Genomic DNA, 14326 nt, shown 5'->3' on the forward strand with positions numbered 1-14326 from the left:
TTAATCCTTATTTGTTATACCGCTTGGTTGAGGCTAAAATGACCAAAATAAAGACCACTTAAGAGACCTATTAAATGACCACTAGAATTTTAGCCGATGTTGCTGCAAGCATTACTGAGTTGAAAGCTAACCCTATGAAAGTTGCAACTAGTGCTTACGGTGAACCTGTTGCTGTACTGAACCGAAATGAGCCAGCATTTTATTGCGTACCAGCCGAAGCGTACGAAATGATGATGGACAGACTCGAAGATCTTGAACTACTAACTATTGCGAAAGAGCGTGAATCTGAAGAGAGTATTTCAGTAAATATTGATGACCTATAAACTCGACTTTAAAAAGAGTGCACTCAAAGAGTGGAAAAAGCTTGGCTCAACGCTTCAACAACAATTTAAGAAAAAGCTAATCGAGCGTTTAGATAACCCGCATGTTCCGGCTTCACAACTCTCTGGAGCTGACAACATGTATAAGATTAAGCTGCGCCAATCGGGCTACCGTCTCGTCTACAAAGTTGAAGACGATGTCATCATTGTAACCGTCTTAGCAGTCGGAAAACGGAAAACGCGAACGTAGCGATGTTTACCGTAAAGCTATGAAAAGGTTAGATGATTGATTGCGGTATCAACGAATGACATGGATTCCCCCTACCGTGGATCTGCCACACTTGTGTGGTACTTAAATGCATCGGAGGCACCATGTCTGATTATTCTTATTTCTGCGGTATCGACCTAGCTAAAAACCACTTTAGTCTTCATGCCGTAGACCAAAATGGTAAGGTCATACTTCATAAGTCAGTAACTCGCTCTAAACTACTGACTAAAATAGAAAATATGCCACTGATGCGTAGATCCACATGATGACACAATCTTATCTTGGCCTCGCTCGCCTTGAGAAAAGCCTCAAAGCGGTGTGCCCTTCAAGTTCAATCGTACAATTTACTTAATAAAGTGGCTTCGGGCTTGTTCAACACTTGGGATTTAGTTTTGGCTGCGCAACACCTTAATCCTTATTAGTTGGACGTAGATACACTAAGCGAACGAGTCTCTATGTGACAGAATCGAGCATTGCTTTCAGTTGACTCTTGCTCTTTTCATCTCCAAATGGAAATCGTTCGCAACTATATATATAGTAAAAGCAGTCAGTTACCTCTCCAGTATTCTTTCCTACTTCGTGCCAACCACTAATGGTTTCAATATTTCGTTCTTTTGCGCTATTTACTACTATCTCTCGATATTTTTTTATTTTGTCTTCTGAGCCATTAAAAGCAACAAAACCATGTTGGATTAAAAATGCTAATGCATCCTCCACCGGATCTGAATTATGATATGATCTCAAATTTATTCTCCTATAATTACCTAATCCCAAATGAAGGTGTGAACAACGCCTCCACCCAAACCTAAAGCATTGTGCCATAAACACTAAACTGGCTGAAATGAAAGCGCCAAGCGTTGTGAATCACTCTTAAATTTATTGTTATATGCGTACTCGAAGCTACATTGAAACTGCTTCGATTTTGTTTCCGTCTAAGTCACGTACGAATGCTGCGTAGTAAATTTCACCATACTCTGGTCTTAATCCTGGCTTACCTGCACACGAACCACCTAACTCAATGGCTGTAGTATAAAACTGGTCAACAGCTTCTTTTGAAGGCGCATTAAAAGCAATATGAGCACCATTACTTGATGTAGCATTTCCTTCGCAGGGACTTCCGACCCAAAATTCAAAGTTTTCACCATAAGCCGCTGCAATATTTTCTATATAGTGAGCACGCTTAATAGACAACGTAGAAAGAACTGAGTCATAAAAACCAACTGCTTTTACCACATCAGAAGCGCCAACTGAGACGTGATTTAGAATCATTTTTAAGTCCTTTTATTGTTTGAAACTTGAAAGCATACAACGAATGACATGGATTCCCCCTACCGAGGTTCTGCCACACTTATGTGGTACTTAAATGCATCGGAGGCACCATGTCTGATTATTCTTATTTCTGCGGTATCGACCTAGCTAAAAACCACTTTAGTCTTCATGCCGTAGACCAAAATGGTAAGGTCTTACTTCATAAGTCAGTAACCCACTCTAAACTGCTGACTACAATAGCAAATATGCCACTCGTGCGTATAGGCGTTGAAGCGTGTGGTGGTGCACATTATTGGGCAAGAACACTCATAGACAGGGTTACGACGCACGACCTATGAATGCTAGCTTTTCGTGCGTTGGGGTGAGCCGCCCCACCTAGCCGAAAGGCATTTGATAATAAGGAGAATGGCATTGACGAAAACAGAGGAGATGTGACGAAAAAAGAAACGAAAAACAGCTAACTGCTTGATAATATGACTATCACAACCTTGCCTCACTCACCTTGAGAGAACCTCAAAGCGATGTGTCTTTCAAATGTAATCGTACAATTTACTTAATAAAGTGGCTTGGGCTTGTTCAACACTCAGGATTTAGTGTTGGCTACGCAACACCTTAATCCTTATTTATGATGAAGCAACGTCCAGATCACAGGTATAAAAAAGCCTCCGGTTGGTAAACGGAGGCAATTTTATTGGGTACGCAAGCGTGCCCTTCCAAACACTGTCAGTTTAGTGCTAAGAACTTTAATTTACAAGTTGTTTGAAAGTCTCGTTGCATATACAATACTTAACTGTTTGAGAGGACACGCAAAAAATGGACATCCAACTCAAAAACCTCATTTTGGTTTTTGTTTTAATATATAGAAATTCCGAAACGATAACCATCGTGAGGAAAGTTTTAATATTACTAACGGAGTAAGAAGGAAGCGAATTCGCTACATACCTTCAACATAATGTCCCACAAGGTCTAGCAACATCAGACCGAGTCAACTTGTACCGAGTGGTGTCGGCAAGTACCCAAACCGGAAGTCTAAGCGTGCCCTTCCAAACAAAGAGGATAGCTAACTTAGGCGCGAACAAGGGTTGAGTTAGTTAGCTTAGTCTTCCTCGTACCAGAGGAAGCTGTTATGTTACCTTACCCAAAGTGGAAAGATGACCTAGCTAAGTTGTTGTGTGGAGTGCTCTTTAAAGACATTCTGACTCAACTTTTAAAAACGCTAGTGCAGTAAAGACGAGATAACCCCCAACCAAATCGGAAGGGGGTTTATTTTTTCTTCATAACGCTTAAATATTTATCCGTTGTCGTAGCACAATGGATAAATACCTGTTGGATTTGGCCGCTTCTATCTATGGAATTTGCTTTTTAAGACTGACTTGCGTTCCACCCTTATCATTAAGACCGGTACCCCGTCAGCCGTTCACTTTCCACTTCTAGCCACCAATTTATCTACAGCGACTTACCCGTTGAATAATATTTTTAAAAGCGAACAATGCCCCTCTCTCGCCATGACATAGCGATAGTTTTATTCTTTATATTCAAGTAACTAGGTCGGTCGGTGCTCTCTGCCTCGCCAAGGCACTCAAAAACTCGGCTTCGAACTCTTCATCGGCTTCTCGGGTTAGGCATTCCACCAGCCAATCGATGCTTTGATGGTCTAGCTTACTGTTCACCACGAATGCTTGCTTTACACCAGATTGACCCAGCTTGGCAGAGCCGTAGTTCTTGAATGATTTATTGCCGTGGTAATGGAGTGATTTGATCGCTTCTGCGTTAGGTTCTGGCAAGGCATCGAGGGTATTAGCAAGCTGAATCACCAACTCCATTGGGTTCTTAGAGGAAGATATTCGATACAGAAAACCGCCCTCTACTCTTTGGCGAACCCAATAATCAAAGCCGCTGCAATCCATCACCTTGTCACTGACCAGTGCGGCTTCGCTGCGATAGCCACACGGTTCAACCACCACTGGGGTGTGTTTGAATTCTGGCTGGCCTGATGCGGCATCGGTATGAGGCAAGATCAGGTCACATGGTTTACTGTCTTTGGCGGTCGGTGCGTTCCAATGAATCGGCATGAAAACTTGTTCACGGCGCATCTCTTTGGTCACCACTAATCGCGCTTGGCACTCCCCTTGTGCGCTGCGCACTTTCACCACTGGATTAATAGTGGCGTGGTTGAAAGCATCTAGCCCAAACTCATCCAAGTTCAGTTCTGAAACGGTATCTGGGTGCATCGCAACAAAAGGCTCAGGGGTATGCTCACCTAAACCTGCCGCCAAGCCTGTGCGGCTCATGGTGTGCCATTGGTCTCGGATTCGGCCTGTGTTCATGATAAGTGGGAATTCAAGGCTGGTATCGGCAATCGGTTTGTCGTGCTCAACTGCAATAAACTGCGCTTTGCCTGATTCAGTAAAGAACTCGCCATTGGTGAACATGCGTTGCTCAATGATCTCTGGTTGATACTCTAACACTGGCCATTGCTGTGGAGTGAGTTCGCCATAGCCTTTTTCATCCAGTTTGGTTAATCCAATTAAGCACAAATCACGCGCTTTGCCCGTTTCATTGCCGAGCGCTGTCATCTCGCAATACTCTTTGAAGATCTCACCTTCGTGACGGAACTCAAATTGCTCTTTGAATCCCATTTTTTGTGCGACTTCTTTTAATATCCACCAATCGGGTTTGGCTTCCCCTGGGCTTGGTAACACGCGGCGTTGACGTGAGATTCGGCGTTCAGAGTTGGTCACAGTGCCCGATTTCTCGCTCCACCCTTGCGCGGGTAGCACTACATCGGCCAAGCGAGTGGTTTCCGTATCGGCAATGCAGTCCGACACCACCACAAATGGGCACTTCTCTAATGCAGTTTTGATTTTTTCGCTATCAGGCAGGCTCACAACTGGGTTGGTTGCCATGATCCACACGGCTTTGATTTTGCCTTCATTCATGGCATCAAACAGGTCAATCGCTTTTAAACCCGCATGTGTGGCTAAGCTATCGGTTTGCCAGAACTCGCTGACGGTTTGGTGTGATTGCGGATCACCAAATTCAAAGTGCGCCGCTAAGGTATTGGCTAAACCGCCCACTTCTCGCCCACCCATCGCGTTCGGCTGGCCCGTTACAGAAAATGGCCCCATGCCCGGTTTACCGATTTTCCCGGTGGCTAAATGGCAGTTAATAATGGCGTTTACCTTGTCGCACCCTTGTGTGGATTGGTTCACGCCTTGGGAGTAAATGGTCAGCACCTTCTCGTTCGATGCAAACAAACTGTAGAACTGTTTTAGCTGCTGCTCTGTTAACCCTGTCAGCTCAGGAACGCTTTTGTCGCCCCAGCCTGATTCGGTATAGCGATATTGAGTTGCAGATCGAATCGATTCAGTAAAGCCTTGAGTGTGGTTTTCTATGTAGTCTGCATCTAGCTTGTCGTTATCGTCGAGATAGCCCAATAAGCCGTTAAACAGCGCCACGTCTGAGCCAGATTCCAATGCCAAGTGAATATCTGCAATTTCACAAGTGTCGGTATAACGCGGGTCGATGACGATAACTTTCAATGCGGGGTTGGCTTGTTTCGCGGCTCTTAATCTTTGGAAAAGTACCGGGTGACACCATGCTAGGTTAGAGCCTGTAATCACGACTAGATCGGCTTGCTCGAGATCTTCGTAGCATACCGGTACGGTGTCTGCGCCAAATGCACGCTTATGCCCGACCACAGTTGAAGCCATACATAGCCTAGAGTTACTGTCGATGTTGCCACTACCAATGAAGCCTTTCATCAGTTTATTGGCAACGTAATAGTCTTCGGTAAGCAGCTGACCAGACACATAGAACGCAACCGAATCGGCCCCAAATTCTTCGATGGTTTGATTAAATTTGTCTGCGACCAACTGAGTGGCACTGTTCCAATCTAGCTCTTGTTTTTGCTCATTCTGAATATGAGCAGGCTGTGTAAGACGACCTAAAGGCGTGACGGTGTCGCCGAGCGCAATCCCTTTAGTGCATAGCTTTCCATAGTTTGATGGATGATCTTTATCACCACGCACTTCTAGTTTTCCTAACGATGTCGGTCTCGCTTCTATTCCACACCCTACACCACAATAAGCACAGGTCGATTTTATCCAGCCGCTGTTTGAATCGGTCATCCGTTTCTCGCTCAATTATCCATAATTGTAATAACTGAAAATAAGCAAATAACACGCCACTTCATAGCAATCAACAAGCAAGAAATATTTAACTATAAAAACAAGAACTTAATAAACACAAACCTATCAGAAATGAGCAAAATAGAAATTAACCACGATAGAAACTTAATTTTTGCACCATCTTGCAGAAAGTTGCACCACAAATGCTCATTTGTATAAATCTAACAAAAAATTTACATACTACTTTAGGGGTAATTATGTGTTACCCGTATTTTTTAAGACATTGAAAAAAATGCATTAATTTTTATTTAAATGAACAAACCGTAATCTGGCACCCTCCTTGCTCAACTAAAAACCAAGAGTTGGAAAAAACATTTTTTGTTTTTCTTGATGATTATGAATTGAGTGGAATCTCAACCCGGTATTCATCTGCTAACTACTAGAAATTAGATGCTAGTGATGATAATGCCGAGAATAAGGAATGGATTATGAGCAAGAAGAAAATCGTCGTTGTTGGTAACGGCATGGTTGGACACAAATTTATCGACAACATCCTGCAATCAGACAGTGATGAATTTGATGTGATTACTTTTAGTGAAGAGCCAAGGTTAGCGTACGACCGTGTTCAGCTGACGGCTTACTTTAATGGTAAAAGTGCTGATGACCTGTCATTGACCAGTGAAGAGTATTACCAAAGCAACGGCGTGAACTACTTGTTGAACCAGAAGGTTGCCAAGCTAGACACTGCCAATCAACAAGTCATCACTGAAAGTGGTCACGTTGAAAGTTACGACAAGCTAATCTTGGCGACGGGCTCTTTCCCTTTTGTTCCCCCTATTCCCGGTAACGATCAAGAACACTGTCACGTTTATCGGACTATTGAAGACTTAGACGCAATTGAACTATCAAGCAAAGGTAGCAAATCTGGCGTGGTGATTGGTGGTGGTCTGCTTGGCTTAGAGGCCGCAAACGCAGTCAAAAACCTTGGCTTAGAAACCCATGTGGTTGAATTTGCGCCTCGCCTGATGGCGGTTCAATTAGATGATGGTGGCGGTGCCCTACTGCGCAGAAAAATTGAAGACCTTGGTGTGCAAGTTCATACCGAGAAAGCGACCTCTGAAATAGTCGATGGCGAAAATGCTCGCTACCGCATGAACTTCGCCGATGGCACCCATTTAGAAACCGATATGATCGTATTCTCTGCGGGTATTCGCCCTCAAGATGAGTTAGCTCGAAGCTCTGATATCGCCATTGGTGAACGTGGCGGCATCGTGATTAACGATCACTGCCAAACCAACATCGACAACGTGTATGCGATTGGTGAATGTGCCCTTTGGGATAACAAGATCTTCGGCTTAGTGGCTCCCGGTTATTCGATGGCAAAAATCGCGGCTTCGCATATTGTCTCTGACGGAACGAGCGACGCTTCATTTACTGGTGCCGACATGAGCACCAAGCTCAAACTGCTTGGCGTCGATGTGGCCAGTATTGGTGAAGTACACGGCAAGACGGAAGGCGCTCAATCGTATACCTACAACGATGAAATTGAACAAGTTTATAAGCGCCTGATCATTTCGGCTGACGGCACAAAGATTGTCGGCGCAGTATTGGTCGGTGATGCAGAAGCCTACGGTTCGCTACTGCAAATCAAGCAAAATGATATGCCCCTTCCTGAAAACCCATCAGTGCTAATTTTACCTAACGTGGCCGATGATTCAGGTTCGGCAATGGGTGTTGAAGCTCTGCCTGATAGCGCTGTGATCTGTTCATGTTTTGATGTGACCAAAGGCGATATTAAAGAGGCCGTTTCAGCTGGCTGCACCACGATGGCTGCATTGAAAGAAACCACGAATGCTTCAACAGGTTGTGGCGGTTGTTCTGCCCTTGCTAAACAGGTTCTCGATAGCGAGCTAAGTAACCTAGGTGTAGAAGTCTCTAACGATATCTGTGAGCACTTTGCTTATTCTCGTCAAGAGCTTACCGACATCATCCGCGTCAACAAAATCAAGACCTTCGACGAGCTGTTAGATTCTCACGGCAACGGATTGGGTTGTACTGTGTGTAAACCGGCTGTCGGTTCGATTCTGGCTTCGTACTGGAACGACTACATCCTTGAAGATCAACATATCGAGCTGCAAGACACCAACGACATCTACCTTGGCAACATGCAAAAAGACGGCACTTACTCGGTGGTTCCGCGTATTGCTGGCGGTGAAATTACTCCAGATAAATTGATCGTGCTTGGTGAAGTCGCTAAAGAGTTCGACCTCTACACCAAAATCACGGGCGGTCAGCGTGTCGACTTGTTTGGCGCACAGCTTAACGAACTGCCTATCATCTGGAAAAAGCTGATTGATGCAGGTTTTGAAACGGGCCACGCCTACGGTAAATCGGTTCGTACCGTGAAATCGTGTGTCGGTAGCACTTGGTGTCGATACGGTGTCGACGACAGTGTTGGCTTAGCGATTCGACTTGAGAACCGCTACAAAGGCCTGCGTTCACCACACAAGATCAAGTTTGCGGTTTCTGGCTGTACTCGTGAATGTGCAGAAGCCCAATCAAAAGATTTTGGCATTATCGCCACCGACAAAGGTTGGAACCTCTACATCTGTGGTAACGGCGGTATGCGCCCTCGCCATGGTGACCTTTTCGCTACCGACCTTGATGAAACCACACTCCTTAAATACATCGACCGCGTTTTGATGTTCTACACACGTACCGCAGACCGCTTACAGCGTACATCGGTATGGATGGAGAACCTCGAAGGCGGCATCGAATACCTCAAGCAAGTCGTGATTGAAGACAAGCTCAACGTTGCTGAAGAACTTGAGGCCGATATCGCCCTCAACATCGAAAAATACCAGTGTGAGTGGAAAACCACCATCGAAAACCCTGAAAAGATGAAACGCTTCCAGCACTACATCAACAGCGAAGAAATGGACACTAGCCTGTCATTCATCAAAGAACGAGAGCAGCGTTTTCCTAAGCCGAGCTTGAGCTCTTCTTCCGATTCAAAACGCGATGAAAAGCTCGCTAAAGCAGACCAAATCGAAGTGACTGAGGTTTCATAAATTTCATCAGGTTCATCAGGTTCATCAGGTTCATCAGGTTCATCAGGTTCATCAATAAAAAAATAAAAACTCAATTTTAGACTAGGAGAAAGTCATGGAAAATTGGACAACCGTATGCAGCACCAGCGATCTAACCCCAAACGGGGGAATTTGCGCCAAAGTAGACGATAACCAAGTGGCTATTTTTTACTGCAAGCGCAGCGACACGCTTTATGGGCTCTCTAATTACGACCCTATCGGCAAGGCGAATGTGATGTCACGTGGTATAATTGGTTCATTAAGCGGAGAACCTTACGTGGCCTCACCCTTATACAAGCAGCATTACCACTTAGAAACTGGCGAATGTCTTGAACAGCCTGAGCTCAAGCTCGTGAAATTTGAAGTTCGCAAGCAAGGAGAACAAGTTCAAGTTCTCGCACCACTTGCTATCGCCAGTTAACTAAACCGCCGACACCATCATGCAAACGCTTATTAGCGTGCGCAATTTCGGCACAGGGTTTATGCACATTAAAAGCGTTCTAAGTTCGGAAGTAACGCAGGTGCACAAACCGGGTAATTTTCCAGATTTAAAGGATTTAAACCATGGATAACACTAAATTTTCGCTGCTTTCATTTACGGGTAAGATGAAGGTATTACACCTAAGCTGGATGGCCTTTTTCATTACCTTTGTTGTGTGGTTCAACTTTGCCCCACTACTGCAAATGGTAAAAACTACGCTTGGTCTTTCTACTGAAGAGATCAAAACACTGCTTATTCTCAACGTTGCATTGACCATTCCGGCACGTGTCGCAATAGGCATGCTAACCGATAGATACGGCCCAAGGTTGGTTTACTCTTCGCTACTCGCGGTCTGTTCAATCCCTTGTTTTATGTTTGCTATGGCAGACTCTTTTATTCAAGCGGCGATTGCTCGTTTCCTATTAGGCTTCATCGGTGCAGGCTTCGTTGTCGGTATTCGTCTAGTGTCTGAGTGGTTCCCACACAACGAACTGGGTACTGCAGAAGGTATTTACGGCGGCTGGGGTAACTTCGGTTCAGCAGCAGCGGCGTTCACACTTCCAACTCTCGCTCTAGCGTTTGGTGGTGAAGACGGCTGGCGTTATGCGGTCGGTATTACCGGCGTAATGAGCTTAGCGTTCTCATTTATCTTCTACAAAAACGTGTCAGATACACCAAAAGGTTCGACTTATTTCAAGCCTGCTCAAGTAACAGCAATGGAAGTGACATCAAAGGGTGACTTTTTCTTCCTACTTATTATGAAGATCCCTATGTATGCCGCTTTAGCGCTACTGACTTGGAAGCTATCACCAAGCAACATCAACATGTTGTCTGACATGGCGGTTTACTCTGTGTATGCAGGTTTAGCAGCACTTTACGTGTACGAAGTGTCGCAAGTTTGGAAAGTAAACAAGAACGTATTTAAAGAAGAAGTGCCTGAGATTCACCAGTACAAGTTCAAGCAAGTAGCGGTACTTAACGTATTGTACTTCGCAACATTTGGTTCTGAACTGGCTGTGGTTTCTATGCTGCCACTGTTCTTCTCTGAAACCTTTGAATTAACACCGGTTCTTGCAGGTATGGTTGCATCGGCTTATGCCTTTATGAACCTAATGTCTCGCCCAGGTGGTGGTTGGATTTCAGATAAATTCGGTCGTAAACCAACACTGCTTATTCTAACGATTGGTCTTGCTGTGGGTTACTTCGCAATGGGTCAAGTCGACAGCACATGGCCTGTATGGCTAGCGGTTGTTGCGGCGATGGCGTGTTCTTTCTTCGTGCAAGCGGGTGAAGGTGCGGTATTCGCAACGGTTCCTCTAATCAAGCGTCGTATGACAGGTCAAATTGCAGGTATGACGGGCGCTTACGGTAACGTGGGTGCAGTAGTTTACCTAACTGTGTTGTCATTCGTGAGCTACCAAACCTTCTTCTTAGTGATTGCTGCAACAGCGGTACTTGGCTTTGTGACTCTACTGTTCATGGAAGAGCCTAACGGTCAAATCGCCGAAGTAAACGACGATGGCAGTGTCACGCTGATTAATGTTTCAAGCTAGGTCTGTACTATGAAGCATTGATATTATTGAATCGGGAGAAGCACCTTAGCGGATACATCAATGCTAGGTGCTTCGTTCAAAGGCTCTAAGTTCACTAGGGCTTTTGTTCTTCCTAGGATGTTCTGTCAAGGAAGCGGGAAGAAGAGCAGTTAAGAAGAAGACCAGTTATGACAATTTCATTCAGCCAAGGGCAAGTCATCACGCCAGAATCCAACAACCAGTTAACGCTTAAGTTTGGTGGTTATTCGAATCAAGGCGTACGAGATGAAAACCAAGATGCCATCATTGTAAAACACCCAAAAACTCGTGCAGAGCAAGAGTTGAAAGGCAGTGTTGCCTGCATAGCAGACGGCGCAAGTTGCAGTGAACACGGCCAGAAAGCCAGTCACACCAGCGTGATGCAGTTTATCGACGACTATTACGCAACTCCCCAAAGCTGGAGCATCCAACGTTCGGCGCAAAAGGTCTTAACGTCCCTCAATTCTTGGCTCTTCAACACGTCTGTTTCTAATATTCATCCCGCACAACAAGTGAACCACAATGCCCTCGTTTCGACGTTCAGCAGCGTGATACTCAAATCAAACACCGCGCATATCTTCCACGTGGGCGACAGCCGTATCTACTTACTAAGAGATGGAGAATTACGCCAACTGACCCGCGACCACACGCGTAAAAATATGGGACAGAAGCATTATCTAACACGCGCCTTAGGCATGGACAACCAACTCAACGTTGACTATCAAACCCTACCTATAAAGAAAAACGACTGCTTTATCCTGACATCTGATGGCGTGCACGAGTTTGTCTCTCCCAACACCTTCAAGGAACACATCGACAAACCCGGAGCGGATTTCGAATACGCGGCACAAACCATCTGTAACACGGCTTTAAGCCACAATAGCTCGGACAACGTGAGCTGCTTGATTGTGCAAGTCAGCCATCTGCCTAAACCTTCGCTGATTGAGTTCCATGAGAAGCTGGCTAAACGTGCTATCCCACCCGCTTTAAAGCTCGGGCAAAGTATCGACAACTTCATGGTACTTGAGGTGTTGTATGCAGGGTCAAGAAGCCATGTGTATCGTGTAATACAGAAAGATACACAAACCGAGTTCGTGCTGAAAGTCCCTTCCGTTCAATATCACGATAGCCCTTCGCAACTTCGAGCTTTCTTTAATGAACAATGGGCGGGGATCTTGCTGAAAAATAAGAGAGTAATGAAGGTTTACCCGACGCCAGAGAACTCGCAATTCTTATATCAAATCTGCGAATGGGTAGAAGGCATCACCCTAAGACAATGGATGTACGACAATCCAAAGCCGTCACTCAATGAAGTGCGCGACATACTAGAAAAAATCACACAAGGCATTCGAGTATTACAACGTGCAGACATGGTGCACCGAGACTTAAAACCGGAAAACATCATGATTCAACGTGATGGTGAGGTAAAAATCATCGACCTTGGTGCGGTGTTAGTGAGAGGCCTTGAAGAGGGAGAGCTCACCGACAAAGACGACACACCATTAGGCGCGGTCAATTACATAGCGCCAGAGACCATCAAGCACAACAGCGCGACCACCAGCTCAGATCTGTTCTCTATCGCTGTGATCGGCTATGAGATGCTAACCGGTGCATTGCCCTACTCTGAAATGACTGCCCAATCGCTTAAACAATCTCGCCACCATCAATGGGAATACCAACCCATAACTCAGAAACGAGCGGACTTACCAAGTTGGGTGGATTTAGTGTTACAAAAAGCCTGCGCGGAATCGCCAAGCGAACGTCATCAAGTGTTGGGGGATTTTGTCGCTGACCTTTACACACCAAACCAAAGCTTGGTGAAAAGCAAAGCCAAGCAACCTTTGATAAACCGAAACCCCATCCAGTTTTGGAAGGTGTTGGCTTTGTTGCTCGGCATTGTTGCGGTCGTAGAACTGGGTTTATTGCTTAGCTCGAGTTAATTCCAAGCTCGAGCTAAACGCGAGGCTTCTAGCTAACAGTAAAACTCGAGCTAGCCTCGTTTCACTAAGCTTCTTGGCACGAGTTCAATACCCGCTTGATAACGTTTCGCGGAAGCATTTAACGCCAAGGCAAAAGCACTATCGGCAATCACTTCAAATTGTTGCGGCAGTGAATGGACTTTAAAGGGTAAGAAGTCCAATAAACGGTTATCACCAAAGGTTGCCAGTTTTACTTGATTGATCAGCTCTGGCTTTTCGACCATCACATCCAACACACCCTCTAATAAGGTGTAAGACATAGTCACAATCGCATCAGGAACTGTGCCTTTAGCTATCCAGTCTTCAAAAACCTCGCGCCCTGATTCTCTATCAAAGTGCTCGCCATAACCCACAACCATCGGCTTATTTTCTGTTAGCCCTGTTTGTTGAGTATGTGCTTTATTCGCCGCTTCAAAACCCAACTGACGTTCACGTGAAATGTTCAGATCAGGCAGTGCACCAATCAAACCAACACTATGAATACTGTCATCAAGAATCGAATGCGTCAGTTCAAATGCAGCTTCGAAATCTTCACTGATCACACAGGCAAAGTGCTCATCATCTAAAGGACGGTCAATCGCAATAACGGGTGTGCCTGAGTTTTGCAACTTCAAGTAGAACTCATTGGCGTCTGGCATTGAGCTCGCCACCAGCAAGGCATCAATACGACGGCTTACCAAGGCTTCAGCGACCTTTCGCTCGGTTTCAGCGTCATCATCTGAGCAACCAATCAAAATCTGATAGCCCACTTTACGTGAGTTCTGCTCTATCAATTTTGCTAAACGCGCGTAACTGCTGTTTTCCAGATCAGGAATAATCAAACCAAATGAACGGCTATTACCAGCGCGCAGCGAGGAAGCAGCATGGTCTGGTCGGTAGTTATACTCTTCCACCACTGCCATCACTTTCTGCTGTGTCTTTTCACTGATTCTGTATTTCTGCGCCTTGCCATTGATCACATAACTGGCTGTCGTTTTCGATACACCGGCTAGTTTGGCAATCTCATCTAGTGTCATATGGGTGACCTGTATTTTGTGCGTAGGATCATATAACCAATGATCTGATCCTCGGATTAGTTGAATTATATGCTGAATCGATTCAGTATAAAAGCTGAAAGGATTCAGCAAAATCTGAAAAGTGACTTCAATCATCCTTTTGAATGGATTGAGCGTCATTTGTCGTGATTCAGCTTCTTGTTGTTAACGAAACTGGAATTACG

Annotated in this window: 9 protein-coding genes and 3 pseudogenes; 8 read left to right on the plus strand and 4 right to left on the minus strand. The window is 45.1% G+C overall.

The window, feature by feature from the left end; genetic code table 11:
• Positions 1 to 74 precede the first annotated feature (74 nt).
• The 3 genes and pseudogenes from AB4503_RS07850 to AB4503_RS07860 form a co-directional block, all read left to right on the plus strand.
• The gene (locus AB4503_RS07850; RefSeq protein WP_004730320.1) at positions 75 to 323 is read left to right on the plus strand and encodes a type II toxin-antitoxin system Phd/YefM family antitoxin; all 249 of its coding nucleotides are present in this window, start codon (positions 75 to 77) and stop codon (positions 321 to 323) included.
• Positions 313 to 610, plus strand: a pseudogene (locus tag AB4503_RS07855) (type II toxin-antitoxin system RelE family toxin). Before AB4503_RS07850 ends, AB4503_RS07855 begins: the two are co-directional and overlap by 11 nt.
• Before the next feature lie 82 nt (positions 611 to 692).
• Positions 693 to 842 (plus strand): annotated as a pseudogene (locus AB4503_RS07860) (IS110 family transposase); the annotation flags it as partial.
• 199 nt (positions 843 to 1041) lie between these two features.
• Here the strand turns inward: AB4503_RS07860 and AB4503_RS07865 are convergent.
• Both AB4503_RS07865 and AB4503_RS07870 read right to left on the minus strand, forming a co-directional pair.
• Entirely contained in the window at positions 1042 to 1332 is a 291-nt protein-coding gene (locus AB4503_RS07865; RefSeq protein ID WP_122047095.1) for a hypothetical protein, read from the minus strand.
• Between the two features lie 156 nt (positions 1333 to 1488).
• Positions 1489 to 1857, minus strand: coding sequence for a VOC family protein (locus AB4503_RS07870; protein WP_122047096.1), 369 nt, complete (start codon positions 1855 to 1857; stop codon positions 1489 to 1491).
• Positions 1858 to 1967: 110 nt separating this feature from the next.
• Here AB4503_RS07870 and AB4503_RS07875 point away from each other — a divergent pair.
• Positions 1968 to 2206, plus strand: a pseudogene (locus tag AB4503_RS07875) (transposase); the annotation flags it as partial.
• 1186 nt (positions 2207 to 3392) lie between these two features.
• Here AB4503_RS07875 and AB4503_RS07880 read toward each other — a convergent pair.
• Positions 3393 to 6002 carry a molybdopterin oxidoreductase family protein gene (locus AB4503_RS07880; protein WP_372114204.1) on the minus strand — a complete coding sequence of 870 codons (2610 nt, stop codon included), beginning with the start codon at positions 6000 to 6002 and terminating at the stop codon, positions 3393 to 3395.
• Between the two features lie 473 nt (positions 6003 to 6475).
• Between AB4503_RS07880 and nirB the strand changes: the two genes are divergently transcribed.
• From nirB to AB4503_RS07900, 4 genes are all read left to right on the plus strand, one after another.
• Entirely contained in the window at positions 6476 to 9058 is a 2583-nt protein-coding gene (gene nirB / locus AB4503_RS07885) for a nitrite reductase large subunit NirB (protein WP_372114206.1), read from the plus strand.
• Positions 9059 to 9152: 94 nt separating this feature from the next.
• Positions 9153 to 9497 (plus strand): nitrite reductase small subunit NirD, encoded by a 345-nt coding sequence (nirD, locus tag AB4503_RS07890; RefSeq protein WP_012600889.1) that lies wholly within the window; start codon positions 9153 to 9155, stop codon positions 9495 to 9497.
• 143 nt (positions 9498 to 9640) lie between these two features.
• The gene (locus tag AB4503_RS07895; protein WP_102479073.1) at positions 9641 to 11110 is read left to right on the plus strand and encodes a NarK family nitrate/nitrite MFS transporter; all 1470 of its coding nucleotides are present in this window, start codon (positions 9641 to 9643) and stop codon (positions 11108 to 11110) included.
• Between the two features lie 167 nt (positions 11111 to 11277).
• On the plus strand, positions 11278 to 13068 hold the full coding sequence (locus AB4503_RS07900) for a protein kinase domain-containing protein (protein ID WP_372114208.1): 1791 nt from the start codon (positions 11278 to 11280) through the stop codon (positions 13066 to 13068).
• 50 nt (positions 13069 to 13118) lie between these two features.
• Here AB4503_RS07900 and cra read toward each other — a convergent pair whose 3' ends face one another.
• Positions 13119 to 14123, minus strand: coding sequence for a catabolite repressor/activator (cra, locus tag AB4503_RS07905; RefSeq protein ID WP_102576688.1), 1005 nt, complete (start codon positions 14121 to 14123; stop codon positions 13119 to 13121).
• Between the last annotated feature and the right edge of the window lie 203 nt (positions 14124 to 14326).

This window comes from Vibrio sp. 10N.222.55.B11, from assembly GCF_041473705.1.
GTDB lineage: Bacteria > Pseudomonadota > Gammaproteobacteria > Enterobacterales > Vibrionaceae > Vibrio > Vibrio crassostreae_C.